The following is a 22,977-nucleotide window of genomic DNA, read 5'->3' on the forward strand; positions in this document are numbered from 1 at the left end:
GGGCGTCGTCGGCCCGGCCATCGGATGTGCGGGTGGGGGCCACTGTCGGGTGGGCGGGCCGAAGCGGTCGGGGTGCGGGGTCCACGGGTGGGGGTGTGGGTGGGTCAGGTGGTGGCGGGCAGGGGGTAGTGGGGGAGGGCGATGTCGTCGGCTTTGGCGAACTGGGCGGCGATCAGGGGGCGCAGGGGCCAGCGGCCCATCCAGCGGGTGGTGGCGGCGCGCAGGCCGATCATGGTGGCGCTGTGGGGGGCGTAGCCCTTGAGGCCGCCGGGGGGCAGTTGCTGGGCGCGGGTGACGTAGGGGCGCATCTGCTGTTCGTAGCGGGGGTAGGCGAGGCGGAAGTCGCCGTGGGCGGCGGCGAGTTCGCCGGCGAGCAGGTAGGCGCCGACGAGGGCGAGGCTGGTGCCGAGGCCTGTGAGCGGGCTGGGGCTGTAGCCAGCGTCGCCGAGCAGGGCGATGCGTCCGTGGGTGTAGTGGTCGAGGTGGATCTGGCCGAAGGAGTCGAAGGAGAAGTCGGTGGCTTCGCGCATGCCGGCCAGCAGGCGGTCGGTGTGCCAGCCGGCGCCGGTGAAGCGCTCGGTGAGCAGGCGGCGTTGGGCGGCGGTGTCGCGGCGGTCCAGGTCCAGGGGCGGTGAGCGGAAGCCGAGGGAGGCTTTGACCTCGCCGGGTGTGCGGGCGCCGCGGACGGCGGCGACCAGGGCGCCGGGGGCGTTGTACATGAGGAACCAGCCGTTCGCTTCGGCGGCGAGGTCGTGGTCGTGGACGGTGAACCAGGCGTGATAGCCGCCCAAGGGGCGGTAGTGGTCCTGTTCGCGGGGGAAGGCCAGGCGCCGTACGGCGGAGTGCAGTCCGTCCGCGCCCACGACCAGGGCGAAGCGGCGGGCGGGGGCGTTCTCGAAGCGGACGGTGACGCCGTCCTCGTCCTGGTCGAGGGCGGTGACGGTGTCGTCCCAGAGGTACTCGACGCCGTCGGTGGCGGCCTCGCGCAGCAGTTCGGCCAGGTCGCCGCGCAGGACCTCGATCTCGGAGACGATGCCCTCGCCGCCGAACAGTTCGACGGGGACGGTGGCGCGCCGACGTCCGCGGTGGTCGACCAGGGCGACGCCGCGTTCGGCGACCGCCAGGGCGCGGGCGTGTTCGAGCAGGCCCATGCGTTCGACGACGGTGCGTCCGGCACCGCGCAGGTCCACGCTCTGGCCGCCGGGGCGCGGGGCGCGGGCGCGTTCGACGACGACGGGGTTGAAGCCGTGCCGGCGTAGCCAGTAGGCGAGGGCAGGGCCGGCGATGCCGGCACCGGAGATCAGGATGTCGGTGGTGCCCTGGGGGATCGGTGTGTTTTCCATGCCACGAACCGTACGCCGTACGCATGGCTTCAACAAGCCCTGTTCTGCGGTTTTTTGACATTGCCGCACTAGTGCACTAGGGCGGTTCGAGGCCCGGCCGCCCCGGGTCGGGGCGGGGTGGAGCGGGGTGGTGGGCGGTATTCGTGCAGGCCCGGGGGTGAGGCGTGCCGCCCCTGGTGCACTAGTGCACCAGGGGGTCGGGGGCGGGGGCTAGCGGCCCGTCAGTGTCTCGCGCAGGAAGCCGGTGAGCAGTTCGGTGGTGTGCGCGGGGCGTTCGAGGTTGGGGAGGTGGCCGGCCCAGGGCAGTTCCAGGTGCCGGGCGTCGGCCAGCAACCGCGGCAGCTCGGCGGCGATCTGCCGGAAGTCGGGCAGGTCATGGGCACCGGCGACGGCCAGGGTGGGCGCGGTGATGCGGGCGAGGTCGACTTCCTCCGGGATGGGGCCGATGGAAGCGTCCCACTGCACCTGGAAGTTGTGGCGTTGCATGCGGCGTACTGCTTCGCGGGTGGCCTCGTCGGCCTCGGGGCCCAGCCAGGTGTCGACGTTGAGTTCGACGGCGCCTTCCAGGTCTCCGGCCTCGATCAGTTCGTCCTCGCGGGCGCCGAAGGCGCGCAGGGTCTCGCTGGGCTGGTGGCCGGGCATGCCCGCGCCGAGCAGTGCCAGTGCGGTGACGGCTTCGGGGCGTTGTGCGGCGACGGTCAGTGCGATGCGTCCGCCGTAGGAGGCGCCGATCAGCGCGGCGGAGCCGATGTCCAGGTGGCCCATCAGCTCCAGTACGTCGGCGGCGGGGCTGTAGGGGGCGTCGGCGAGGGGGGTCTGTCCGAAGCCGCGGAAGTCGCAGCGCACGACCCTGTGGCCGGTCTCCAGGAGGGCCTGCCACTGGCTGTCCCACATTCGTCGGTCGCACACCGAGGAGTGGAGCAGCACGACGGCGGGGCCGGATCCTGATACGTCGTGAGAGATGATCATCGGCGGATCGTAGACGGACCAGGGGACGTGGGCCAACAGGAGATCGGAGGGGTGGCTTCCGTGGCGGCTTGGGTGGTGTGTTGCGTGAGGGTTGTCAGGGCGCTGGCCGGGTTGGGGGCGTGGGGGTGGTGGGGCTGAGGGTGCGGAGGAGGTCGGCGCCGAGGATGTGGCCGGTGGTGGATTCGTCGTCCAGTTCGTAGTCGTCGTACCAGTCGGACGGGGCTTCGGGGTGGGGGCCGCTGACTGCGACGCGGCCTGCGCCGTAGGACGTGACGACGGCTGCTGCCCGGTTGTTGGTGTAGCGGGCGAGGACGTCCACGTCGGGGCCCTGGACGTCGAAGTACGGGCCGTCCTGGAAGTACATGCGCCGGTTCTGGCCGCGCCAGGTGATGTCGATGAGGTGGTCGTGTTCGTCGGTGATGCTGGCGCCGGGTGTGCGGACGTACTGCCCGGAGTCGCCGGGTAGGAGGTCGTAGCCGGGGTCGCCGGCGAGGTAGCCGCCCATGCACAGACCCAGGTAGTGGCCGCCGGCGCGGACGAAGTCGCGTACGAGGTCGGGGGTGAAGCCCGTTTCGTGTTGCAGCAGGCGCCAGGCGGTGCTTACTTCCTGCCCGTTGGTGCCGCCGGGTTGTACGTACAGTGCGGCTCCGGTGAGGGCGTCCGGACCGAAGTGCAGTTGCTCGTGGGTTCCGATGTAGCGCACGTCGTAGCCTTCGTGCTCCAGCATGGCCCGGGCGGCCTCCGCGCAGCCGTCACAGGCCGCCGGTCCCCGGTAGACCACCGCCAGCGGGCGGCCCGCGGCGGGTGCCGGTGGCGTGCCGGTCACCGTGTCCGCACTGCCGCCACCCGTGGTGGCCGTCGCGGTGGCAGCGGCCCTGCCGCCGTCGTCCTCGCGCGACCCGCCGGCCGTACAGGCGGACATCGCCAGTACCGCCATCGCCACTGTCAGGGCCCCCGCCGCCCGTCGCCGGCCCTTGCCCACCCCTGCCACCTTCGCGCTCGCCCTCGCTCTCGCCCCGTCTGCCGCCACGACGCTACGGCCCGCCATGCCCCGCGCGCACATCGACCCCCCGAACGGGTGAGTCCGCAGGGCCCGCCTTGACGGACCGCGGATCCCCTCGGGCCCGGGGCCGGTTCGGTCTGGTCCGGCTCGGCACACCGGGGGCCGTGTCGCTCAGCGAACTTCTCACTCCTGGAGGGGACTTGTGCGCGAATGGTGGACGTGTCGAAGCGGATCACGGCAGGTGGTCGGCCGGCGACGAACTGTGACGGGCGGTGGTGTGGGGGTGCGGGCCGGCTTCGGCGCGCCGGGTGGGCCGGGGTGTGGAACGGTGGAGGTCGCGAGGGTTTCGCGTCCCTCACACGTCCCGCGGAAGGAGTGGCCATGTCGTCCAAGCGTCGCCGCAAGAAGAAGGCCCGGGCCCGGCGCGGGGCCAACCACGGCCGCCGGCCGCAGTGCTGACCCGCCCCTGAACGGCCGGCCCTGAGCAGGTTCCGAACGCCCCGCCCGCGCGTCGCGGCGGGGCGCTCGGGCGCGTGCGCGGGCCGGGGCCGGCCCCAGGCCGGCCGCCGGGCCCTCGGGCCGCGTCTACCGGTGCCTTCGGCGGCCGCCACGACAACGCGGGGGTCAGGGTGGTGGTTTGCGGTGTGCGGTGTCGTGTTTGGCGATGATTTTGATGAGTTCGTTGACGGTGTCGAGTCCTTCTGGGGACAGTTCGATGGCTCGTAGTGCGAGTGAGTGGATTCCGGTGTCGCGCAGTGCTCCGAGGAGGGCGAGTTCGTTGGCGATTTCGGTGCTTTGGTGTTCGTCGAAGAAGTAGGCGGGTGGTACTTGGAAGAATTGTGCGAGTGCTTCGAGGTGGCGTTTGGTCGGGTTGTCCCGCCGTCCGGTGCGTAGTTGCCACAGGTAGGTGGTGGAGAAGGTTTCGCCGGTTGCTTCCCGGCAGGCTCGCGCGACTTCTTCGTTGGTGTACTGCTCGCGGTCGGGGCGGCGGACGGTGTGGAACAGTGCTTCGATCCTGGTGGCGAGCGGGCCCGGCGCCGCGGTCTGGCCGCTCGCACCGGCCCGCGTCTGCGCGGCCTGTGTCGGCGCCTGTGTCTGGGTGGCTTGTGTCTGTGCGGCCGTGCCCGCCTGGGCGGTCGTGTGCGTGCGCGCGGTCGTGCTCGCTGTCGTGTCCTCGTGTGCCGTCACCGGTCGGATCCCCGTCTTGCCTGGCTTTGCCATGCGCTACCTTCCTCGCCCCGTTCCGGCCCCTCGGCCCCCCTGGCCGCCGTGCTCCGGTCCTACGGGGTGGACCGGGTCACGTCACGATAGCCCAGCCGTGTCAGCTGGTGTGGATGTCGAAGGCCACGATGATCCACGCTAGTTGACCCTTGTGGTGTCGGCTGACATTCTGGGACGAACGAGCGCGCGAACGCGGCTGATGGCGCGTCAGGTTGTGGCGTGCGGGTCGCGTAGTCCCGCATCGCGCACCGGCCCGACTGCGGACGGCGGGCCGGTCCGTGGGGGCTCGTTGATCGCGCCCGGGTGGGTGGCCCCGAGTGGCCGAACCCCGCCTGGCATGCCACCGCAAAGAGGGGGGCGTCGGTGGGGCAGTTGGCACCACGTGCTCCCGCCCGGCGTCATGCCGTCTCGCTGGCTTTCCTGTGGCAGGGTGCCGGCGTGCCTGTCGGCTGTGTCCTGGCCCTGTTCCTGGGCATCGTCCTGGCCCGGACCGGTGTGGCCGGGTGCCTGGGGGCTGTCCCCGCTCTCCTGGTCTCCGCCGGCGTGGTCCTGGCCGCCGCGGTGCCCGTGCCCTTCGGGTTCTGGCTGCGCACCGGCCCGCGCGGTCTCACCGTGGTACGGGCGTTCGTTCCGCGCCGCTACCCCTGGCACCGGGTGCGTTCCCTGGCCATGGACACCGGGGCCGATCCCGGGTCCGGGGCCACCCGTCTCGTCCTGCACCTGCGCCTGGCCCCCCGCCACTCCGGGCATTCCGGGCACTCCGAGTGTCATGAGGGCCACGAGCATCCCGAGTGTCACGAGCGTCCCGAGTGCTCCCGTGCCGCCCGCCGGCCCCGTGCCGTCCGCCGTCCGGGTCCTGTCCTCGGTGTCCTGGCCATCACCGCGGGCGGTCTGCCCCGCGGTACCGAACCCGCCCGCCTCGCGGAACTTCTTGACCTTCTGCGCCGCCACGGCGTCCCGCTGGAGGATCGTCGTTACGCCGACCGTGTGCTCACCGCCCACGGTTACCCGCCCCTGGCCCGCTCCGCAGTCGGCGGCGACGCCCTGTCCCCGCCGGCCCGGGCCGCCACCGCCCGCCCCGGGGCCCGCTGACCCCCGCCCAGCCCCCCGCCGGTCCGCCTGCCCGCTGGCCGGGGTTGCCTGTGGGGCGGGTGGGGGGTGGGTGTTGGCCTGGGTTGGGCGTCAGGTGTTTGTTCCTTCGCTGGCCGGCGAGGGTGAGTAGGGGTTCCTGCTGTCTCCGGATGTTGATCTGGACATCCGTATCGCTGATGTCGTCGTGCTCTTGGGCGGTTGGGATGTCACCGACGTGGTCCTGGTCGGTCGGGCACGGTTGCGCCGGGATGGTCGTATCGGGCGCGGCGCGGCCAGTGAGGTCCGGGGCCGGATCGCGTGTCTCGTCTGTGTCGATGCGTTGGTCCCGGCCGACGGTGGGACCGCGGTGGACGTCATACGGGGCGAGGCCCAGTGGTTGATCGACGCAGCGGCCGTCTGCGACGCCCCCCGGGGCGGATCCCGCCGGTGCTGGAAATGCCCGCGCCCGTGGGTCTGTTCGGCGTGACCGGCCCGGCAGGCACCGCGTGGCTGCGCACTGTGGTGTCGGGTGAGTCGGTGCTCTGCTTCCTGCTTCCTGCTTCCTGCGGCCTGTCCGGCTGGACAGTCCGGTCGTTGACGCGATCTGCCGGACGCGTATCCATTGCGTCGTCGGCGTGGTTGGGGACGTCACGCGCGGCCCGGTTCGGGTGGTGCAGCCCATTGGCGCTGCGTCGCAGGGGTGGGAGTTGCACGGTGGCGATGACTGCGTGGTCACTGTGCCGGAGGTACTCGCCGACCTGCTGTTGAAGGCCGGCTGACCAGTTGCCCGGTGCGCAGGGGCGTTGCCCGGTTGCCCGTTTGCGCTGCCGGCGTCTTCGCGGTGTCGTGCCCGTGCCCGTGCCCGTGCCGGCGCCCGTGCCCGCACCCGTGCGCCCGTGCCCGTGCCGGCGCCCGTGCCCGTGCCGGCGCCCGTGCCGGTGCCGGCGCCCGTGCGCCCGTGCCCGCGTGGGTGTTTGTGGTCGGTTCGTGTGGTGGGGCCGGTTCTTCTGGTTGTGGGTCCCGTGTGTGTCTACGTATGTGTTGCCGATGCGTGACGGATTCGGTGGCGGTCCTGGGCGCTCTACGGTCGGGGACATCACCTCACGACTTTTCAGGGAGTTTCCCGATGACTGCTTATGCCGTCGCTCAGGTCCACGCCGTGACGCCCGGTCCCGAGATCCTTGAGTATCTGCGGCGTATCGACGAGACCCTGGATCCTTTTGGTGGCCGTTTCCTTGTCCATGGCGGTGACCGTCTGGACACGGTTGAGGGCTCGTGGGGTGCGCTGGGACTGATCCTCATCGAGTTCCCGGACCATGACAGTGCCCTGGCCTGGTGGAACTCGCCCGCTTATCGGGAGATCGCGCCGCTGCGTACCCGGCACATGCGTGCGGACATCGTGTTGGCGCAGGGGGTGCCGGACGGTTATCGGGCGGCCGATCATCTGGCCAAGCTCTGACACCGGCCCGCCACGGCCCGCCTTCCCGCCCGGCCCGCCTTCCCGCCCGCCCTGCCGGCTGGCCCGCCCGCCCGGCCCGCCTTCCCGCCCGCCCTGCCGGCTGGCCCGCCCGCCCGGCCCGCCTTCCCGCCCGCCCGCCTGCCTGGCCCGCCCGCCCTGCCGGCCTTCCCGCCCGGCCCGCCTTCCCGCCCGCCCGGCTGCCTGGCCCGCCCGCCCTGCCGGCCTTCCCGCCCGGCCCGCCTTCCCGCCCGCCCGCCTGCCTGGCCCGCCCGCCCGGCTGCCTGGCCCGCCCGGCTGCCTGGCCCGCCCGGCTCGGCCCGGCCCGCCGTGGTCACGGTCATGGCCGCGGTTTGGGCTGTGGCCGGGTCGGGTGGCGGGTGCGGTCACGGTTTCGGTTTCGGGTTCGGTTGGTTCAGGTGGGTGCGCCACCAGGTCACGGTTGTGGTGATCTGTTCGTTGAGGGGGGTCGCCCGTGCTCCGAATGTGGTTTCGTAGGCGGAGCTGTCCATGATGAAGGGGCTGTCGAACTGGTAGCGGACTTCGCGTAGTTCGCGTAGCAGTGGTGAGAACAGTCCGGCTGTGGCCAGGACGGCGCGGGGCAGGCGGCGCACGGTGACCGGTGTGGTGGCGGTTTCGGTGGTGAGGAGGTCGAGCATCGTGCGTAGCGACGTGGCGGGGGCGGTGGGTGTGTGCCAGGCCCGTCCCCATGCCTGCTCGTGGCCGGCGGTTTCGACCAGTGTGCGGGCGACGTCGGGCAGGTAGGTCCAGCTGTGGGGGGCGTGCGGGTCGCCCAGGGCCGTCACCGACCGGTTTCCCTTGAGCAGTTCGGGTATGACGCGTGCGGCGAGGTGGCCGCCGGTGGTGACGCCGGGGCCGAAGAAGTCCGAGGCCCGTACTTCCACCGCGCGGATGCGTCCGGCCTCGTGCAGTGCCAGTGCGTGTTGCCATCCGGCCGCGCGTGCGCGTCCTTTGACGCCGGTCGCGGCCGGTGGCAGGTCTTCGGTGATCGGGCCGGTGACGGGGCCGTAGCCGTACAGGTTGCCGAGCATCACCAGGACCGCGCCGCTGGCTTCGGCCGCCGTGCACAGTGCCTGGGTCAGTGCCGGCCACTGGGTGCCCCACTGGGTCAGTGGCGGGGCCGCGCAGCCGTGGATCGCCACCGCTCCGCGTGCGGCGCCCGTCAGGGCGTCGGCGTCGCGCGCGTCCAGGGCCACGTGTTCCACACTGCCGTGGGAGCGGCCTCCGTTGCGGGTCACCACCCGTACCTCGTGTCCCCGCTCGGCCAGCAGGCGGGCGGTGGCGGCCCCGGCGGGCCCGTGTCCGACGACCAGATGAAAACTCACCCGCCCCACCCTAGAAGGCCCCCGCACCCGCGCCCGAGCCGGGCCCCGAGCCTGGTCCCGGTCCCGAGCTCACCCCCGAGCCGGGCCCCGCGCTCACCCCCGAGCCGGGCCCCGGCCTCGTGCCCGGCCCCGCGCCTGTGCCCGGCCCCCGGCCCCTGCCGGGCCCGCGCCGGGCCCCCGGTCGCGTACGGCCGGGCGGGGGTGCGGGGCCCGGCGCGGTGACTGGCGGGGGCCTGGCAGGGCTGGCGGGCGGAAGCGTGGCGGGCGGTGGTGATCGGGTGTTCGGGTGTTTCGGGGTGGGTGGTGTGTACCGCCCGCAGCGAGTCCTCGTTCTTGTTCTCGTTGTGCAGGTCCGGGTGGGATGGCGCGCTGTGCCCGGTGACCGTGGGGGCTGCCGGGGTGGCCTCGAACGCGTGGTGCCGTCGTTGCTGTTCCTCGTTGTCCGCGGCTCGTCCCCTTCCTTGTCCGGGCGGGGCGGTCCCGTGTGTGGTTCGGCCTGGGCCGGGCGTTGTGCCAGGATGCCCCCTGTCCCGTTTCCGCATTGCTTCGAGGAGTTTTCCGTGGCCGGCGCCCGGTTCGCCATCCTGCACACCACGGCGGGTCCGATCCGTCTGGAGCTGTTCGCGTTCCACGCGCCCAGGACGGTCCGTAACTTCGTCGAACTCGCCGAGGGCTCCCGTGAGTACACCGACCCGCGTACCGGTGGGGCCGGCAGCGGCCCGTTCTACGACGGCACGGCGTTCCACCGGGTGGTGGCGGGTTTCATGATCCAGGGCGGTGACCCGACCGGTACCGGCACGGGCGGGCCCGGCTACGCCTTCGCCGACGAGTTCCATCCGGAGCTGTTCTTCACCAGGCCGTACCTGCTGGCGATGGCCAACAGCGGCCCGGGTACGAACGGTTCGCAGTTCTTCATCACGCTCGCCACTGCGACCCACCTCAACCGCCGGCACACCATTTTCGGGCAGGTCGCCGACGCCGCGTCCAGGGCCGTCGTCGACGCGATCGCCGTGGTCCCCGTGGACGGGCAGCGCCCGGTGCGGGACGTGGTGATCACCTCCGTCGAGATCACCCACTCCTGACGCCGTGGGCGACGGACCGGGTGACGGACCGGGCGACGGGGCGGCGGGCGACGGCGCGGCGTGGTCCTTTCCGCCGTGCCCGGTGCGTGGTGTGCACGCGCGGTACGTGCGTCAGGGCGGCTGCCCCGGCGATGTGGCGGTCACCACCGTCGACTTCGAACCGTGGGAGGAGGGCCTGCACCTGGAGGTCGCCGCCGGCGCCACCGTCCTGGGCGATCCCTTCCCCGGCGACCTGGAACGCTTCCACGCCGCCCTCGCCGAGGGCGTGCGCGCCGAACTCGCCGAGCAACTGCCCGGCGTGCCGCTCGCGTTGGCACTGGTGGTGCACCACACCGCTGTCCACGACATCGACACCCGCGAGCACTCCTACCGGATGGCCGGGCGCCTGGCCGCACGCGAGGCCCTCGACGCCCTCGACGCCCTCGACGCCCTGGACGGCCTCGCGGCCGTGGACGGCCGGGCACCCGCCCGTACGGCCGAACACCCGCGCCGACCCGGGAACTGACGACAGCCCCCGGCCGGGCCCGGGCGGGCCGGCACGTGGCACCGCAACGCCCTCAAGGACGCACAACTCGCCCTCACCGGCGGCGACTTCACCACCAACGCCCACGCCCACCCCACCCCCTACCTGCACCCCACCCGTGGCTGCACCCCACCCGGCGTTGCGCCGTACCCGCTACCCCGCCCCACCCATGGCTGTGCCGCACCCAGCGTTGCGCCCGGCGTTGCGCCCCATCTGCGGCCGCACCCGGCGCCGCGCCGTACCCGTGGCTGCGCCCCACCTGCGGCCGCGCCCGGCGCCGCGCCGTACCCGTGGCTGCGCCGCGCCCGGTGTTGCGCCCCACCCGGCGTTGCGCCCCACCTGCGGCTGCGCCCCACCCGGCGTTGCGCCCCACCTGCGGCTGCGCCGCACCCGGCGTTGCGCCCCACCCGGCGTTGCGCCGTACCCGTGGCTGCGCCGCGCCCGGCGTTGCGCCGTACCCGTGGCTGCGCCGCGCCCGGCGTTGCGCCGTACCCGGCGTTGCGCCCCACCCGGCGTTGCGCCGTACCCGTGGCTGCGCCGCGCCCGGCGTTGCGCCCCATCTGCGGCTGCACCCCACCCGTGGCGCGCGCTGCGCCCCATCTGCGGCTGCGCCCCATCTGCGGCTGCGCCGCACCTGCGGCCGCGCCCGGCGTTGCGCCCCACCCGTGGCTGCGCCGTACCCGCTACCCCCACCCCACCCGTGGCTGCGCCGCACCGTGGCTGCGCTGTGCCCGTGGCTGCGTCGCACCCGCTGCGCCGCCCCACGTGTGGCTGTGCTGTACCTGGTGTGCGGTGGTGTGCGGGGTGTCGGGGGGCGGGGTTGGGGGGTGGGGGTCCGGTGGGGGGTGGCGGGGCTGTTGCGGGGTTGGTGGCCTGTCGCTGCCCGCAGGTGCGCGGTGGTCCGGCGGCCCGGCGGCCCGGCGGCCCGGCGGCCCGGCGGTCCGGTGGTCGGGTGGTGCGGTGGTGCGGTGGTGCGGTGGTGCGGCGGCGCGACGGTCGGGTGGTCCGGCGGCCCGGTGGTCGGGTGGTCGGGTGGTCGGGTGGTCGGGTGGTCGGGTGGTCGGGTGGTCGGGTGGTCGGGTGGTCTGGTGGTTCGGTGGTGTGGTGGCTTGGTGGTGCGGCCGGGTGTGGGTGTGGTGATGCCGCCCGTTGGGGTGCGGGCGGCGTCACGGGGGCTGGTTGTCGGTCAGGTGCAGTTGGTGAAGGTGGGGCTGGTGTTGGTGATGTAGAGGGTGGGGCCGGTGTTGGGGTCGGAGGTGACGGGGACGGTGATGGTGTCGTCGGCGGTCCAGGGGATGCCGTGGGTGTCGAAGGTCCAGGTGCCGGTGACCTTGCGGGCGATGAGGGCCAGTGTGACCCAGCCGTACTGCTGTGGCGGGACGGTGACGGTGACGCTGTTGTTGACGCTGCGGGAGCCGCGCCATTCGTTGGTGAAGCTCAGGGACGAGCCGATGGTCGCGGTCAGCGGGGTCCCGCCGCCGGCGGTGATGCTGGAGTTCAGGCCGGAGCCGATGCTGTTGGACCAGCCGCTCTCGTCGGTGACCGAGAAGTTCTGGGCGACGGCGCCGCTGGTGTTGTTGAACCAGACGGAGGACACGCATGAGCGGGGCAGTGGTGTGGCCGGGGCTTCGGAGGTGACGGCCCACGAGCAGGAGGAGGTGTCCTTCTCGCATTGTTTGGCGGCGTGGTCGATGGCGAGGTTGCGGGCGGCGAGGGGGAAGCCGGTGGACCACTGCTGGTTGGCGGTGGTGTTGCAGTTGTACTGGTCGGTCCAGGCGTCGTCGTAGTTGCCGCCGAGCAGGAGGTCCAGGCAGGTGTTGTCGCCGGCGTGGCGGATGAAGAAGGCGTCGCCGCCGCCGGGGGCGGGTTGCAGGAACCAGCGCTGGCTGGCCTGTCCGGCGCAGGTCTGCTGGCGCAGGGCCGGGGTGAGGAACGCCAGGTCGATGCACTTGCCGGTGTCGTTGTTGACGATGGTGAAGGTGTAGTCGGCCGGGTCCACGCTCAGGTGCCAGGACTGGTGGTAGCCGGGCGAGGAGTTGGTGACGATGTACGCGCCGTCGCTCATGGTGCCGTTCTGGACGTCGAGGTGGCGTCCGTTGCTCAGCGAGGTGATGTTCAGGCACTGCTGCGGCGTGGCGCAGGCGGCGGGCGCGGCGGTGGCGGCGGGTGCGGCGTGGGCGGGTGCGGTGCTCAGGCCCAGCAGGGCGCAGCAGGCCACCAGGAAGGCGGCGAGCAGCCTGGGCAGGGGCGTGCGGCGCCCGGGGGAGAGGGGGGAGGGCACGGGTGGGACTCCTTGTCGTCGGGGTCGCGCGGTGAAGCGGGGCCGGGTGTCGGGTGTGAGGCGCCGGGCGTGAAGCATCGGGCGCGGGGCGTGAGGCATCAGGCGTGAGGTGTGAGGCATCAGGCGTGAGGTGTGAGGCGCGGGGCGTGAGGCCTGGGGCGCGAGGCGCGGGGCGTGAGGCCTGGGGCGCGAGGCGCCGGGCGTGAGGCCTGGGGCGCGGGGCGCGGGGCGCGGGGCGGGTGTGGGGTTGGGTGTCAGGCGGTGGCGAAGGCTGCTTCCAGGCGGGGGATGTAGTCGGCGAGGTCCTGTGTCCAGCAGGAGGCGGTGTGGCCGCCGTGGCAGTCGGTGCCCCAGCCGGTGCCGTCGGCGTAGTCGGTGTAGTGGTAGGGCAGGCCGAGGGTGTCCAGGCGGTCCTTGAGGCGTTTGGCGGTGCCTTCGGCCCAGAACTCCATGTCGGAGGGGTTGCCTGCGCCGTTGCCGGTGTAGACGGTGATGCCGGTGTGGGCGAGCAGGCCGGCGCGGGTGACGGGGTCGGCGGCGTTCCACAGTCGGTCGGCGTCGAAGACCGGGTAGGGGCTGCCGAAGATCGCGTCGCTGGAGACGGTGGGGCCGTAGTCGAAGCCGCAGGGGTGGCCGTCGCTGGGGGCGCACAGGACGGTGCCGGCGTTGGTGAGGGTGGCGACGACGGCGCCGCGGATCACCATCTCGGCGGTGGACAGGTCGTTGGCGCCGGACATGGTGAGGACCTGGCCGAACAGGTCGGGGCGGTCCTGGGCGTAGTGGAGGGCGCCGAAGCCGCCCATCGACAGGCCGCCCACCGCGCGGTGGCCGCGGTCGGTGAGGGTGCGCAGGTTGGCGTCGACGAACGGCACGATCTGGCCGAGGTGGAAGGTCTCCCAGTTCTGGGTGCCGGCGGCGGTGTCCTGGTCGCGCCAGTTGGTGTACCAGCCGCGCAGGCCGCCGTCGGGGATGACGGTGATCATCGAGCGGGCGGCGGTCAGGGCCGGGTAGGCCAGGGCGGGGTCGGCGGGGCTGTCGGCGGCGCCGTGGAGGAAGTACAGCACGGGGTAGTGCTTGTCGGGGGCCGTCGCGTAGTCGGCGGGCAGCAGGATGCGTACGGTGTGCGTCCCGGTGACCTGCGCGGTGGTGACGGTGACGACGAAGTCGGTGGCGGTGCCGGTGGGGGCGCCGACCTGGGTGAGCCCGAAGCCGTCGGTCAGCGGCGGCGGCGCGGGGGCCGGGGCCTGGGCCCGTGCGGCCGGTGCGGTGGCCGATGCCGGTGCGGCCGGTGTGGCGAGCGGGAGCAGGCAGGCGGCCAGGGCGGCGACGGCCGCGCGGGCGCGTCGGGGCCGGGCAGGGGGCATGGTCGTCCTCGTCCTTCCACGATCTTGTCTGGACTCCGACAACTCTGGTGGGGGGTCCGCCCGCCGCGCCAGAGTGCCCGGCGGCGTACCTGGGTCAGCGGCGCATGTGCGCCACCGTCCCGGGTAGGCTCCCGGGGCCGTGCGGCGGGGGACCGGGCGGCTGCCTGGGGGGCGTTGTGCACGATGTACTGGACCCGGACTCCGAGCGCGGCCGTGTCTACCGTGCGCTGGTCGGCCATCCCCGGGCCCGTGTGCCCGAACTCGCCCGCCGGGCGGGCCTGGACGCGGACACCGCGCTCGCGCTCCTGCGCGATCTCGCCGACGAGGGCGTCGCCACCGCCTACGACCCCGGCGACGACCCCGGCTATGGCGACGACCCCGACCCCGACGATGGCCCCGACCACGGTGACGGCCCCGGCGATGGCCCCGGCGATGGCCCCGACCACGGCCACGGCCCCGGCGACGACCCCGGCTATGGCGACGGCCCCGGCCCCGGCGACGGCCCCGACCACGACCGCGATTCCGGCCCCGGCCCCGGCGGCGACCCCGACCACGGCCGCGGTTCCGGCCTTGGCCGAGGTGGTGATTTCGGTTGTGGTGTCGGTGATCGTGACTGGTACCGGGTGTGGGAGGCCGCCCCGCCCGCCCGTGTCGTCGAGGCCGTCCTGCAGCATGATGCCCTGCGTCAGATCGCCGTGCGGCGTGCTGGTGCCGAGCTCGACCGTCTTTACCGGGCGGCCCGCCGTGGCGGTGGCGGCTATGGTCCGCTGGAGGTCGTCGACGATCCCGCCGAGTTGCTTGCCCTCAGTCGCCGTCTCCAGCTCGCCGCCCGTCACCAGGTGCGGGTCATCGATGTGCCGCCCTATTCCGGTACCAGTGCCCACTACCTCGATCAGGAGCGGTTGCAGCGCCGTCGGATGGCCGCCGGGGTCGTCTACCGTGCCATCTATCAGGGTGCGGCTTTCCAGGATCCGGTCGCCGGACCGAACATGGCCCGGATGGTCGAAGCGGGCGAGCAGGCCCGCACTCTGGACGAACCGCCTCTCAAACTCGCGATCTGCGACCAGGAGCTCGCGGTCGTCACTCTGCCCGCCGACGACCGTGACGGTCTCGTCTCCCTCGTCGTGCGTCCCGGTGGCCTGCTGGCCGCGCTGGAGGCCGTTTTCGAGACCCTGTGGCGTCTGGCGGTGCCGGCCACCGTCGCCGGCGTCGATCAGCGCGTCGACGAACGCGACCGCCGCATCCTGGCCCTGATGGCCTCCGGTGCCACCGATGACGCCATCGCCCGTCGCCTGGGCCTGGGCCGGCGCACCGTCGTGCGCCGCGTCTCCGCCCTCCTCGCCCACCTCGGCGCCACCACCCGTTTCCAGGCCGGTGTCCAGGCCGCCCGCCGCGGCTGGCTGTGACCGGCCCCGGCGCCGGGCCCCTCGCGCCGCCGCCTCCCGCCCGCCGGCCTGCCGGCCTGTCCGCCCGCCGGCCTGTCTGCTTGTCCGCCCGCCGGTGACTCCCGCGGCCTGTCCGCCCGCCTGTCTGCCCGCCTGTCTGTCGGCCTGTCCGCCCGGTCGGGGGGCGAGGCGTCTGCCGTTAGGGTGACCGGGTGCTCACGGTATTGGTGAACGGGCTTCCCGCGGCGGGGAAGACGACCCTCGCAGCGGCTCTGGCGTCGGAGTTGGGCCTTCCGTTGTTCAGTAAGGACGCGATCAAGGAGACGCTGGCGGACACGCTGACGGTCCTTCGGACGCCGGACTGTCCGGACCGGGAGTGGAGCCGGGTCCTGGGTGTCGCCGCGGGTGAGACCCTGTGGACGCTGCTGGGTCACGCGCGGGGCGGGGCCGTGCTGGAGAGCCCGTGGCTGGCCCACATGCGGCCGATCGTGGCGGCCGGGCTCCGGCGGGCGGGTGTGAGCGACGTGCGCGAGGTCTGGTGTCAGGTGCCGCTGGAGGTGGCCCGGCGCCGGTTCGACGAACGCGCGGCCCGACGCCACCGGGTGCATCCCGAACGTCCCGGCGGTGCCGGCGGCGACTGGCAGTTGTGGTCGGGCGGTGCCGAGCCCCTGGCCCTGGGGAGCGTCCACCGCGTGGACACCACCGGGCCGGTCGACGTCCCGGCGCTGGCCGCGGCCCTGACCGCCGCGCGCTGACGGCCGGGGGCCGGCAGGGGCGGCATGGGCGGCTCGGGCGGTTCGGCGGCTCGGCCCCTGCGCGCCGCCACCCGCTTGCGGGCCGGTGTCCGGGCCGCCCGCCGCGGCCGGCTGTGACCGGCTGTGACCGGCGAGCCCCGGCCGTGCACTTGTCGGGCCGGGGTCCGGGGGCCGGGGCCGGGGCCGGTTCTGGTCCGGGTGTCGGCCGGTGTCGGGCCGGGCTCGTGCCGTTTTGGGCGGCCTGGGTCTGCTGGAGGGATCTGACGCCCTGGCGCAGGGCCGTGCCCGGGCCGGCGCCCCTGGGCGGCTGCGGGGCGGGGGGGTGGACGAGGTGTGCGGCGGTGACGGGGTGGGGGTGGCCGGTGGTGCGGGCGGGCCCGTCCGGCCCGAGGAAGCCGGGCCGGGCCGGGCGGGGCCGGGTGGGGCCGGGCGGGCTCGGGGGTGTCAGTGCGACCGGTACGGGTCGTTGGGTGTCGTGCACTGGGCGGGGTGGTCCTGCGGTTTCTGGCCGAACCCGCCCTCCCGCTTGTCGTCGCTGGTGTCGGTGGCATCGGTCATGGTGGCCCGGATCTCGGCGCAGCCGTTGACACCGACGGCGAACCACGGGGTGAACCCCGAGCCTTTCATCTCCACGGACCATCCTTCCCGGCGGGCCGGGTGCCCCTTTGCGGTCCGGGGTGCCTGGACGGTGTCGGGCGGCTGCTGGTTTCGCGCGGAGCTGATCCGGACTCTGGCCGCCCGGTCGGCGGACATCTTTGCCGGGCCCGTCTTCCCGTACCCGGACGTGCCGCGCAGTCCGGTCGGCCCGGGGTCGTCGTAGGACCTTGCCTCGGCCCACGGCGGCCCCCGGGTGGAAGGCCCCCGCGACATCGGCGAGTTCGGTCTCGATCCGGTGTTGTGCCTGCTCGATGGGCACGGTGGCCTCGTCGGGCTTCGGCCAGGCGCACCGGCCGGCCGGGAGGGCGAGCAGGACCCTGGCGGGATCATGCGCCATGCCGTGGTCCTGGCTGTGGGTCCTCCCGGGTGGCCGTGTTCGCGTGGCCGCTCACGATCTTCCCGATGTCGGGGAGCGAGTGGCCGCCCTTGTCGTGCTGGGCGAAGTCGTGGTCGTGGGGTCGGTGATGGTCCCGTCCGCGACCGGCAGGCGCTGCCCGCCGAAGTCCGCGCCGGCCGGGTCCGTGCCGGACCGGGCCTGTTCGCCCGGGTGGTTGATCTGCTCGTGGATCAACTCGCCCGGGCCGCCGGGCATCCCGGGGCTCGGCGCGTTGGCCTCGGGGTCGTTCCTGGCGGCGCCGACGTGCACGTGATCGGCGCCGGCCCCCGGTTGCGAGGCCTTGTCCACCCCGACACCGGGGCCGGCGAGCAGGACGACGTCGTCGGCGGCCGGGCCTTCTGGGTGCTGGGTCGCCTGTCCGGCCACCGGGGGTCCGTGACGAGGACCTCGGGGGGCGAACGGGTCGTCGTCCCCCGCCGTGTTCACGTGGGCGCCGTCCCCCCGTCCGCGCGGCGGTGGCGGCCGCTGCCCTTGCGCAGCAGTGCCACCGGCGTGTCCTCCTGCGGCGCGGCGAACGCCTCCCCGCGCCGCACGATCACCGCGTACGCGTCCGCGTAGCCGGCCGTCACCCCCAGCGGCCGCCAGCGGGCCCCGTCCCACTCCACGACCAGGCACACCGCGTCCTCGAACAGGGCGCCGCGCTGCGGCGCGCTGCCCAGTGCCAGCGCGTCGCGCGTGCCCACCGGCCGTACCCGCCCCGCCCGCGCCCCGTACCACCGGGTGACGCGCTCCTGGTCGTCGTCGGGTCCGTGCACCGCTGATCCTCTCCCTCGGCATCGGGCCGAGGCTACCGGCCCCGGCCCCGGGAGGGTCAACGCGACGCGGCCGGGCGCCCGTTCGCCCGGCGCGGACCCCGCCGCGGCGCGCCCTGCCGGGGCGGGGGCGTGGGCTCGGCGGCGCCGATGGTCGTTCGAGTCGACGCGGTGCGCGCCGTGATCCTGGGGTCGGGGACGTGCCGGCTCGAGCCCGGCGCGGTCGGCGGGTTCGCGCGGGTGGTGCGGCGGGAGTCGGTGCCGCTGCCGGAGGCCGCCGGGGTCATGGTGGTGGACGGCGGGGCGTCGCTGGTCGCCGAGGACGGGAACGAAGAGGCCTGCCTGGTCCGCGCGTTCGACTCCGTGGAGCGGCACCGCGCGCAGGAGGACGCCTTCTGCGCCGGTGACGCGTGGCGCCCCGGGCCGCGCGAGGCCGTCGTGTCGCGCGTCGAGGGCATGCACCCGGTCGTCACCGGGGCGAGCGGGGAGGCCCTCGAGGCCCTGGGGCGCACCTCCTGGCGCTCAGCGACCTGGCGCGGGGCCGCCGCCCGGCTCGCGGTAGCGCAGATGACGGCCGAGCAGGACCAGCGGGTCCTCGAAGGGCTGGCTCGCCAGGTAGTCGGCCGACCAGGCGACGCCCCAGCTGCCGCAGCCGGGGCAACTCCACGTCCGTCCGGCTGCGTTGGCGTCGTCGAGCAGGTCCACCGGTGTGCCGCAGTCACGCGCCGGGCAGCCGGGGGCGGCGGGCGAGGGGTCGGGGGAGGCGCCGGGGGCGGCGGGGGAGGCGCTCACCGAACAATGGCCGGTTCGCTACGGCGCCCGGCGGCGCGGTGCAGGACGGGTTCGGACAGCACGACCCCGGAGTTGAGGGCCGAGGCGAACGCCAGCAGGCACACCAGCGCGGTGGTCGGTCTCGGCGGCCCCGGCACCGCCCAGGCCGCCGCCGCCGACGCGGCGCCGCTGAGCGCGCCGACGACGCCGATGGCGACCAGCACGTCGGTCCCGGTCGATGGTTGACGTTTCACCCGGCACCTCCGGGGGTGGTGCCGGCGCCCGCGCCCGCGCCGGTGCCGGTGCCGGTGCCGGTGCCGCGCGGGCGCGACGGCACCACGGTGACGACCACTTCCGGCCCGTTCGGCAGCGGCGCGATCCGGGCGGGATCGACCGTCCGTTCCACGCCCCCGCCCACCGGCCGCACATAGGCGAGCCCGCCTCGCGTGTCCATGTGGACGACCTTAGCGCCGGTGGTTCGGTCCAGGACCAATTCACCCACCTGAGGACGGTAGGGCGCCGGCCCTCCGGCGGCCGTGCGGGGGCGGTTTCGCGCCATGGCGATGGCTCCGTTCCGTAGCGGAATGACTACCCAGGGCGCTAACTTTCCTCTCATGTCCGAAGCTCTTCAACCTCTCGAAAGCGAAGGGATGGGACTCAAGGATCATGAATCGCAAGGAACTTGATCCGGAAGCATCACCGGCGGCCAAGTTCGGCGCCGAAGTGCGCAGCTTGCGGGAGTCGTTGGGCTGGACGCAGGAACATCTGGCAACCCTCACCGGGTACTCGGCCGTGCACATCTCGGCCGTCGAAACTGGTCGGAAACCTCCAACCCAGCGTTTCGCGCGGAGACTTGACGCCGCGTTCGAAACCCAGGATCGATTCGAGCGGGAGTGGCGGAAGTCGGGCCGCAGTGTCCTGTTCGAGGGATTCGACGAGTACCTGCGCAGCGAGTCGGAAGCAGTTGTTCTCCGGCTGTTCGAGATCAACGTCATCCCCAGCCTCTTCCAGACCCCTGAATACGCGAGGGTCTATCAGGAGGCTAAGGTCCACCGGGGCCGGGCGACGCAGCAGCAGGCCGACGAAAGGCTCGCGATGCTGTTCCACCGCCAGCAGCGGCTGCACCAGCAGCCGGCGCTCCGCGTGCACGCCGTGATGGACGAGGGGTGTCTGCGCCGGGCCATCGGGGGCCACGACGTGATGGTGGAGCAGCTCCAGTACCTCGAAGAGCTGGCGGTGCGGCCGCAGATGGTCATCCAGGTCAGCCCGTTCTCGCTCGGCGAGGACCGGCCGTTCCCTCATCCGGTCACCTTGCTGACCATGCCGAACAGGACCATCGTGGGATACGGCGAGACGGTCCGCAGGGGCTTCCTCGAACGGGAACCGCAGACCCTGGCCGAGTGGGCAGGTGAGTACGATCACCTGCAAGTCGAGGCGTTGTCCCGGGTGGCGAGCATCGAGTTCATTCGAGAAGTGCGGAGGGGTTTTGAGCATGCATAACCTGACCCACGCCGGTTGGCGGAAGAGTTCCTACAGCGCGCAGGAGGGACAGTGCGTGGAGGTCGCGGACGGCTTCCCCGGTCTGGTCCCCGTCCGCGACAGCAAGGACCCGCACGGTCCGGCGCTGATGTTCGGTGCGGATGCCTGGTCGGCGTTCGTGGCGGGTGTGCGCGACGGCGAGTTCGGCGCGCTCTGACGCCCGCTGCTTCCTGAGGCCCCATCGCCCGTGAGGGGTGGTGGGGCCCGGTCACCTGCCGTGCCCGGCGCGGACGTTGGCCAGTACCTCGTGGAAGCGTTCGACGAGCGGGCTGCTGTCCGCGGCTCGCCGTACGAGGTGGAGGGTGGTTTGGGTGTCGGCCAGGTCGCGGGGCAGGACGCCGACGCGGCGCAGTGCGCGGTGCGACTGCGACATGACCGCCCCGCCGAATCCGGCGGCGACCAGGGCCAGGACCGTCTGGACGCTGCGTCCCTGTGCGCCGATCCGGGGCACGACGCCCGCCTGTGCGCACAGGGCGAGGATCTCGTCGTGGGACTGGGGGGAGGCGTCGCGGGGCCACAGGACGAGCGGGATCCGTCCCAGGTCCTCCAGGGGGCAGGGGCCGGGGCGGTGGGCGAGGGGATGGCCTTCGGGCAGGAAGAACGTCAGGGGCTCGTGCCACCACGGCTCGGCGACCAGGCGCGCGTCGCGCAGGGGCAGGCGCTGGACCGCGATGTCGAAGCGGCCGTCCAGTACTCCCTGGGACATCTCGGTGTCGCTGAAGCTCTCCTCCAGGCGCAGTTGAACGCGCGGCAGTTCGCGGCGCACGCGGCCCAGTGCCGTGCCCAGGGGGCCGTTGATGCCGGAGCCGGCGAAGGTCACGGTCAGGCGTCCGCTGCGGCCTTCGGCGGCGAGGCGGACGTCCTCGACCGTGGCCTCGGCCTGTGCGAGGAGCGCGGTGGCGCGGCGTACCAGCGTGGCTCCCGCGGCGGTGGGCGTGAGGTGACGGCCGTCCCGTTCGAACAGTTCGACGCCCAGGCGCCGTTCGAAGTCCTTGAGCTGGCGGCTGAGGGTGGGCTGGGTGAGGCCGAGGCGCCGCGCGGCGCCGCTGACCCCGCCCTCCTCGGCGACGGCGACGAGGTATCCGAGGAGCCGCAGGTCCAGCATCAATGCCTCCCAAGCATGGAATCCATACCTTTCGAAGCCTAATGGGCACAGCCGTCGGGCTGCCGGGAGAGCCTTGGTCCATCACCCGGACCACGACTCCAAGGAGCCCGTCATGAGCGTCACCCACACCCCTGCCCTCTCCCGCGCCGAGCGCTACACCGCCGGCATGGAGGTCCTGCGGCGGGTCGACGGCGAGGCCGGCCGGCGGATCGTCGACACGCTGGCGGACGTCTCCCCGGAGCTGGGGCACCAGGTGGTCGCCTGGGCGTTCGGCGACATGTACGCCCGCCCCGAGCTCGCGGCGCGTGACCGCCAGTTGGTCACCCTGGGCGTGCTGACGGCGCTGGGCGGGTGCGAGATCGAGCTGGACGTCCACATCAACGCCGCCCTGAACGTGGGACTCGCGCCGGTGGAGATATCCGAGGCGCTGCTGCACTCGGCGGTGTACTGCGGAATGCCGCGCGCGATCAACGCGACGCTGGTGGCGAAGAAGGTGTTCGCGCAGCGCGGTCTGCTCCCCGTCTCCAACATCGCCTGACACGGCGCCGCTGCCCGGGATGACGCGGCGCCCCGCGGCGCCCCGGGACGGGGCCGGTTCCCGCCGCCGTGTCCCCGCCGCCGTGTCCCCGGCCGCCGTGTCCCCGGCCGCCGGGTCCTTGGCCGCCGGGTTCCGGCGCCGCGTCAGCGTGCGGCCGCCGCCGTGTCCTTGGCCGCCGGGTTCCGGCGCCGCGTCAGCGTGCGGCCGCCGCCGTGTCCCCGGCCGCCGGGTTCCGGCGCCGCGTCAGCGTGCGGCCGCCGCCGTGTCCCCGGCCGCGACCGCCGCCCCGGCGCCGGCGCGGCGCACGCTCGGGAGGGGCCGCGGGGCGGTGCCCGCCGCCGCGGCCGGCACCGCCCGGGCACCCGCGCCCGACAGGGCGGGGCCGCCGAGGGCGCCGCCGAGCGCGACGCCGAGGAACTGGGCCGAGAAGTGCGGCCCCAGTGCCTGGGCGCGCTGCGCGGGCGCCAGTGCGGCCAGGCGGGTCTGCTGGCCGATGCCGGCGCACCACCAGGCCGCGCCGGTGGCGGCGGTGCGTCCGGCGAGCGGCCCGCCCGCCCCGAGCACGACCATCAGCGCCGCCACGCCGGCGCTGCCGAGGCCGGTGGCCCGGTGCGCGACCGGGTCCAGGTAGGTGCAGACGCAGTAGGCGGCCAGGAACAGCCCGAAGGTGGTCGCCAGGCCCCGGCGGATCGGGGCGGCGCGCAGCAGGCCGAGCCGTGCGGCGGTGCTCGCCGCGCCGGCGCCGGTGGCGGTGGGGACCTCGGGTAGGGCGCGCGGAAGGGCCGCGGCGGTGACCGGCGCCAGGAGCGTGACGAACCGGAACGAGGCGCGCCGGGCCCAGGGCCGAGCCGATGACGGTGCCCAGCGGGGCGCCCAGGGTGAGGGCGAGGGCGTTGCCGCCGGCGGTCACCGACACGGCCCGGGGCAGGTCCTCGGGGGCGCAGAGCGCGGCGGCCGCGAACAGGGCGGCGCCGATGGCGGCGAGGACGCGGGCGGCGGCGAGCACCGCCAGGTCCGGGGCGAGCGCGGCCAGCGCGTTGGCGGCGGCGAAGACGTCACCCTGGCCGCGGCGATGCACGCCCTCAGCGACCCGCTGCGGCTGCGGATCGTCGACCTCCTGGCCCGCCGGGGCGAGAGCGAGTGCTCGGCGATCCACAACGCCCTGGGCATCGGCAAGTCCAACGCCTCCCAGCACTTCCGCGTCCTGCGCGAATGCGGCCTGATCCTGCGCACCCACCACGGCCAGCAGCAGAGCGCCCGGCTGCGCGCCGAGGAGTTCGAGGCGCGCTTCCCGGGGCTGCTGCGCGCGGTGCTGGACAACGTCGACAGCGCCGTCTGAGTGCCGTCTGAGTGCCGCCGCCGGCGGCACCCGGGCGGCACCCGGACGGCGCCCGGGGCCTCGCGGGCGGGTGTGTTGCG

26 protein-coding genes are annotated in these 22,977 nt (G+C 73.9%); 11 read left to right on the top strand and 15 right to left on the bottom strand.

Translation table 11 applies throughout. The annotated features are described in order from the left end of the window. Positions 1 to 104: 104 nt before the first annotated feature. The 3 genes from ACPC54_RS35695 to ACPC54_RS35705 all read right to left on the bottom strand — a co-directional run bounded on the left by ACPC54_RS35695 (position 105) and on the right by ACPC54_RS35705 (position 3,234). Positions 105 to 1,343 carry an FAD-dependent monooxygenase gene (locus ACPC54_RS35695; protein WP_498970770.1) on the bottom strand — a complete coding sequence of 413 codons (1,239 nt, stop codon included), beginning with the start codon at positions 1,341 to 1,343 and terminating at the stop codon, positions 105 to 107. A gap of 210 nt (positions 1,344 to 1,553) precedes the next feature. Then, on the bottom strand, positions 1,554 to 2,312 hold the full coding sequence (locus ACPC54_RS35700) for an alpha/beta fold hydrolase (RefSeq protein WP_498970772.1): 759 nt from the start codon (positions 2,310 to 2,312) through the stop codon (positions 1,554 to 1,556). 94 nt (positions 2,313 to 2,406) lie between these two features. After that, positions 2,407 to 3,234 (bottom strand): BPL-N domain-containing protein, encoded by an 828-nt coding sequence (locus ACPC54_RS35705; RefSeq protein WP_498970774.1) that lies wholly within the window; start codon positions 3,232 to 3,234, stop codon positions 2,407 to 2,409. A gap of 462 nt (positions 3,235 to 3,696) precedes the next feature. Here ACPC54_RS35705 and ACPC54_RS35710 point away from each other — a divergent pair, with 462 nt between their 5' ends. After that, the gene (locus ACPC54_RS35710; protein WP_464336931.1) at positions 3,697 to 3,774 is read left to right on the top strand and encodes a hypothetical protein; all 78 of its coding nucleotides are present in this window, start codon (positions 3,697 to 3,699) and stop codon (positions 3,772 to 3,774) included. Between the two features lie 165 nt (positions 3,775 to 3,939). Here the strand turns inward: ACPC54_RS35710 and ACPC54_RS35715 are convergent, their stop codons facing one another. Continuing rightward, a complete protein-coding gene (locus tag ACPC54_RS35715) occupies positions 3,940 to 4,536 on the bottom strand; it encodes an XRE family transcriptional regulator (RefSeq protein ID WP_498970776.1) in 597 nt (198 codons plus the stop codon). 438 nt (positions 4,537 to 4,974) lie between these two features. Here ACPC54_RS35715 and ACPC54_RS35720 point away from each other — a divergent pair, with 438 nt between their 5' ends. Both ACPC54_RS35720 and ACPC54_RS35725 read left to right on the top strand, forming a co-directional pair. Then, a complete protein-coding gene (locus ACPC54_RS35720; RefSeq protein WP_498970778.1) occupies positions 4,975 to 5,628 on the top strand; it encodes a hypothetical protein in 654 nt (217 codons plus the stop codon). Positions 5,629 to 6,733: 1,105 nt separating this feature from the next. Next, positions 6,734 to 7,066 carry a DUF1330 domain-containing protein gene (locus ACPC54_RS35725; protein WP_498970780.1) on the top strand — a complete coding sequence of 111 codons (333 nt, stop codon included), beginning with the start codon at positions 6,734 to 6,736 and terminating at the stop codon, positions 7,064 to 7,066. A 383-nt stretch (positions 7,067 to 7,449) separates the two neighbouring features. Here ACPC54_RS35725 and ACPC54_RS35730 read toward each other — a convergent pair whose 3' ends face one another. Further along, a complete protein-coding gene (locus ACPC54_RS35730; RefSeq protein WP_498970831.1) occupies positions 7,450 to 8,409 on the bottom strand; it encodes an NAD-dependent epimerase/dehydratase family protein in 960 nt (319 codons plus the stop codon). A gap of 560 nt (positions 8,410 to 8,969) precedes the next feature. Between ACPC54_RS35730 and ACPC54_RS35735 the strand changes: the two genes are divergently transcribed. Together ACPC54_RS35735 and ACPC54_RS35740 are read left to right on the top strand one after the other, a co-directional pair. Next, on the top strand, positions 8,970 to 9,491 hold the full coding sequence (locus ACPC54_RS35735) for a peptidylprolyl isomerase (RefSeq protein WP_498970782.1): 522 nt from the start codon (positions 8,970 to 8,972) through the stop codon (positions 9,489 to 9,491). 91 nt (positions 9,492 to 9,582) lie between these two features. After that, positions 9,583 to 9,996 (top strand): hypothetical protein, encoded by a 414-nt coding sequence (locus tag ACPC54_RS35740; RefSeq protein WP_498970784.1) that lies wholly within the window; start codon positions 9,583 to 9,585, stop codon positions 9,994 to 9,996. Positions 9,997 to 11,200: 1,204 nt separating this feature from the next. Here the strand turns inward: ACPC54_RS35740 and ACPC54_RS35745 are convergent. Then, positions 11,201 to 12,295 carry an RICIN domain-containing protein gene (locus ACPC54_RS35745; protein ID WP_498970786.1) on the bottom strand — a complete coding sequence of 365 codons (1,095 nt, stop codon included), beginning with the start codon at positions 12,293 to 12,295 and terminating at the stop codon, positions 11,201 to 11,203. Between the two features lie 254 nt (positions 12,296 to 12,549). Then, positions 12,550 to 13,659 carry an alpha/beta hydrolase gene (locus tag ACPC54_RS35750; RefSeq protein ID WP_498970788.1) on the bottom strand — a complete coding sequence of 370 codons (1,110 nt, stop codon included), beginning with the start codon at positions 13,657 to 13,659 and terminating at the stop codon, positions 12,550 to 12,552. A gap of 176 nt (positions 13,660 to 13,835) precedes the next feature. Here ACPC54_RS35750 and ACPC54_RS35755 point away from each other — a divergent pair, with 176 nt between their 5' ends. Next, positions 13,836 to 15,065: a helix-turn-helix transcriptional regulator gene (locus ACPC54_RS35755; RefSeq protein ID WP_498970789.1), complete on the top strand. Its 1,230-nt coding sequence runs from the start codon at positions 13,836 to 13,838 to the stop codon at positions 15,063 to 15,065. 206 nt (positions 15,066 to 15,271) lie between these two features. Then, positions 15,272 to 15,799, top strand: coding sequence for a P-loop nucleotide/nucleoside kinase family protein (locus ACPC54_RS35760; RefSeq protein ID WP_498970833.1), 528 nt, complete (start codon positions 15,272 to 15,274; stop codon positions 15,797 to 15,799). A 444-nt stretch (positions 15,800 to 16,243) separates the two neighbouring features. Here the strand turns inward: ACPC54_RS35760 and ACPC54_RS35765 are convergent, their stop codons facing one another. The 6 genes from ACPC54_RS35765 to ACPC54_RS35790 all read right to left on the bottom strand — a co-directional run bounded on the left by ACPC54_RS35765 (position 16,244) and on the right by ACPC54_RS35790 (position 18,830). Continuing rightward, a complete protein-coding gene (locus ACPC54_RS35765) occupies positions 16,244 to 16,432 on the bottom strand; it encodes a hypothetical protein (RefSeq protein WP_498970791.1) in 189 nt (62 codons plus the stop codon). A gap of 412 nt (positions 16,433 to 16,844) precedes the next feature. Continuing rightward, positions 16,845 to 17,219 (bottom strand): hypothetical protein, encoded by a 375-nt coding sequence (locus ACPC54_RS35770; RefSeq protein ID WP_498970793.1) that lies wholly within the window; start codon positions 17,217 to 17,219, stop codon positions 16,845 to 16,847. Positions 17,220 to 17,275: 56 nt separating this feature from the next. After that, the gene (locus ACPC54_RS35775) at positions 17,276 to 17,608 is read right to left on the bottom strand and encodes a DUF6087 family protein (RefSeq protein WP_498970795.1); all 333 of its coding nucleotides are present in this window, start codon (positions 17,606 to 17,608) and stop codon (positions 17,276 to 17,278) included. A 519-nt stretch (positions 17,609 to 18,127) separates the two neighbouring features. After that, entirely contained in the window at positions 18,128 to 18,397 is a 270-nt protein-coding gene (locus tag ACPC54_RS35780) for a hypothetical protein (RefSeq protein ID WP_498970797.1), read from the bottom strand. Next, on the bottom strand, positions 18,394 to 18,630 hold the full coding sequence (locus ACPC54_RS35785) for a hypothetical protein (protein ID WP_498970799.1): 237 nt from the start codon (positions 18,628 to 18,630) through the stop codon (positions 18,394 to 18,396). The genes ACPC54_RS35780 and ACPC54_RS35785 overlap by 4 nt, the downstream gene beginning before the upstream one ends. Further along, positions 18,627 to 18,830 carry a hypothetical protein gene (locus ACPC54_RS35790; protein WP_498970801.1) on the bottom strand — a complete coding sequence of 68 codons (204 nt, stop codon included), beginning with the start codon at positions 18,828 to 18,830 and terminating at the stop codon, positions 18,627 to 18,629. Before ACPC54_RS35790 ends, ACPC54_RS35785 begins: the two co-directional genes overlap by 4 nt. 212 nt (positions 18,831 to 19,042) lie before the next feature. On the opposite strand from ACPC54_RS35790, the gene ACPC54_RS35795 reads away from it, so the two are divergent. Further along, positions 19,043 to 19,876, top strand: a complete 834-nt coding sequence (locus ACPC54_RS35795; protein WP_498970803.1) for a helix-turn-helix domain-containing protein — start codon at positions 19,043 to 19,045, stop codon at positions 19,874 to 19,876. After that, complete coding sequence (locus ACPC54_RS35800; RefSeq protein ID WP_498970804.1) at positions 19,869 to 20,072, top strand: DUF397 domain-containing protein; 204 nt, start codon at positions 19,869 to 19,871, stop codon at positions 20,070 to 20,072. Before ACPC54_RS35795 ends, ACPC54_RS35800 begins: the two co-directional genes overlap by 8 nt. A 51-nt stretch (positions 20,073 to 20,123) precedes the next feature. Here ACPC54_RS35800 and ACPC54_RS35805 read toward each other — a convergent pair whose 3' ends face one another. Then, a complete protein-coding gene (locus tag ACPC54_RS35805; protein WP_498970807.1) occupies positions 20,124 to 21,020 on the bottom strand; it encodes a LysR family transcriptional regulator in 897 nt (298 codons plus the stop codon). A gap of 112 nt (positions 21,021 to 21,132) precedes the next feature. Between ACPC54_RS35805 and ACPC54_RS35810 the strand changes: the two genes are divergently transcribed. Next, the gene (locus ACPC54_RS35810; RefSeq protein ID WP_498970809.1) at positions 21,133 to 21,558 is read left to right on the top strand and encodes a carboxymuconolactone decarboxylase family protein; all 426 of its coding nucleotides are present in this window, start codon (positions 21,133 to 21,135) and stop codon (positions 21,556 to 21,558) included. 243 nt (positions 21,559 to 21,801) lie between these two features. Here the strand turns inward: ACPC54_RS35810 and ACPC54_RS35815 are convergent, their stop codons facing one another. Next, entirely contained in the window at positions 21,802 to 22,140 is a 339-nt protein-coding gene (locus tag ACPC54_RS35815; protein WP_498970811.1) for a hypothetical protein, read from the bottom strand. A 226-nt stretch (positions 22,141 to 22,366) separates the two neighbouring features. Here ACPC54_RS35815 and ACPC54_RS35820 point away from each other — a divergent pair, with 226 nt between their 5' ends. Continuing rightward, positions 22,367 to 22,897, top strand: a complete 531-nt coding sequence (locus ACPC54_RS35820; protein ID WP_498970813.1) for an ArsR/SmtB family transcription factor — start codon at positions 22,367 to 22,369, stop codon at positions 22,895 to 22,897. Positions 22,898 to 22,977: the final 80 nt, after the last annotated feature.

Origin of the sequence: Kitasatospora sp. NPDC094028 (assembly GCF_049543595.1) — a bacterium.
In the GTDB taxonomy this organism is placed as follows: Bacteria; Actinomycetota; Actinomycetes; order Streptomycetales; family Streptomycetaceae; genus Kitasatospora.